General features: G+C 65.2%; 2 protein-coding genes. Both read left to right on the plus strand.

All coding sequences use genetic code 11. The features are described 5' to 3' along the window. The first annotated feature begins 147 nt into the window (after positions 1-147). Positions 148-684 carry a tripartite tricarboxylate transporter TctB family protein gene (locus tag EN893_RS32660; protein WP_027037688.1) on the plus strand — a complete coding sequence of 179 codons (537 nt, stop codon included), beginning with the start codon at positions 148-150 and terminating at the stop codon, positions 682-684. Between the two features lie 4 nt (positions 685-688). After that, positions 689-1,713, plus strand: a 1,025-nt coding sequence (locus EN893_RS32665; RefSeq protein WP_128362122.1) for a tripartite tricarboxylate transporter permease, incomplete at its 3' end; no start/stop codon positions are given.

The raw sequence follows: 1,713 nt of genomic DNA on the forward strand, positions 1-1,713 counted from the left end.
CCTCAAGGATCTCGGCCTCGCCTGATGTCTTCAGGGGGCGGTTAGAGTGCCGCCCCCTTCCCATCTCGCCTGCCGCATGGACATATGATGCGGCGAAACTGCGGATGCGGCCGGCTGGAGGATGCCGGCCATCTTGGGAGGATACCGATGAGCACCAGCGACCAGCAGGCGGCGCCGTGGCGCCTTGCCGTGCCGGAATTGTTGATAGGCATCGGGCTCCTGGCCTGCGCCGGCGCCGTCGCCTGGCAGACGCTGGCAATCCCGGTGTCGCCGCTCTACTCCAAGGTCGGCCCGACCGTCTTTCCCTACCTCACCATGTTCGGCCTGGTGGTTCTTTCGCTGTTGCTCATCCTTGCCGCGCTTCGCGGCGGCTGGCAGCCGGAGGAGGAAAAGGAGACGCCGACCGACTGGAAGGCGATGGGCTTCGTCGTCATCGGCCTGATCGCCAATCTGCTGCTCATCCGGCCGCTCGGCTTCACGGCGGCATCCGTCATCATGTTCGTTCTGGTCTGCTACGGCTTCGGCAGCAAGCGCACGCTGCGTGACGCAGTGCTCGGCCTGATCCTGGCGCTGGCCGCCTATTTCGGCTTCGCCAGGGCGCTTGGCGTCAACATCGGTGCCGGTTTCATCGAGAACCAGCTGAACACGGTCATCGATGCGTTCATCACCATGTTGAGGGGCTGACGCCATGGAAACGCTCGGACATCTCGCACATGGCTTCTCGGTTGCCTTCACCCCGGTCAACCTTCTGTGGTGCCTGCTTGGCACCACACTCGGTACCGCCATCGGCGTGCTGCCCGGTCTTGGGCCGGCGCTGACCATCGCGCTGCTTTTGCCGATCACCTATCAGGTGGCGCCGGAGGCATCCTTCATCCTGTTCGCCGGCATCTACTACGGCGCCATGTATGGTGGTTCGACGACGTCGATCCTGCTCAACACGCCCGGCGAAAGCGCCACCATCGTCACTGCGTTGGAAGGCAACAGGATGGCGCGTTCCGGGCGCGGCGGCGCGGCACTCGCCACTTCGGCGATAGGCTCGTTCGTCGCCGGCACGATCGGCACGATGGGCGTCGCTTTCCTGGCGCCGGTGGTGGTCAAGTTCGCATTGGCCTTTGGTCCGGCCGAATATTTCTCTTTGATGGTGCTGGCCTTCATCACCGTTTCGGCGGTGCTCGGCTCGTCTTCCGTACGCGGCCTGACCAGCCTGTTCGCCGGCTTCGTCATCGGCATGATCGGCGTCGACCTGCAGACCGGCCAGCCGCGCTTCACCTTCGGCACGAACGAACTGCTTGATGGCGTCGATGTCATCATTGCCGCGGTCGGCCTGTTTGCCGTCGGCGAGACGCTCTACATGGCCTCGCGCCGCTATGCCGGCAAGGACGAGATCGTGCCGCTGAAGGGCTCGCTCTACATGACGGCGGCCGAGTGGGGGCGTTCGTGGAAACCCTGGCTGCGCGGCGCTGCGATCGGCTTCCCGATCGGCGCCATGCCGGCCGGCGGCGCCGAAATCCCGACCTTCCTGTCCTATGCCATCGAAAAGAAGCTGTCGAAGCACAAGGAGGAGTTCGGCACCGTCGGCGCCATCGAAGGCGTTGCCGGCCCCGAGGCTGCCAACAATGCCTCCGCCGCCGGCGTGCTGGTGCCGATGCTGACGCTCGGCCTGCCGACTTCGGCGACGGCGGCGATCATGCTGTCGGCCTTCCAGAGCTACGG

The sequence above is a fragment of the Mesorhizobium sp. M7A.F.Ca.CA.004.04.2.1 genome (assembly GCF_004022825.1).
Classification (GTDB): domain Bacteria; phylum Pseudomonadota; class Alphaproteobacteria; order Rhizobiales; family Rhizobiaceae; genus Mesorhizobium.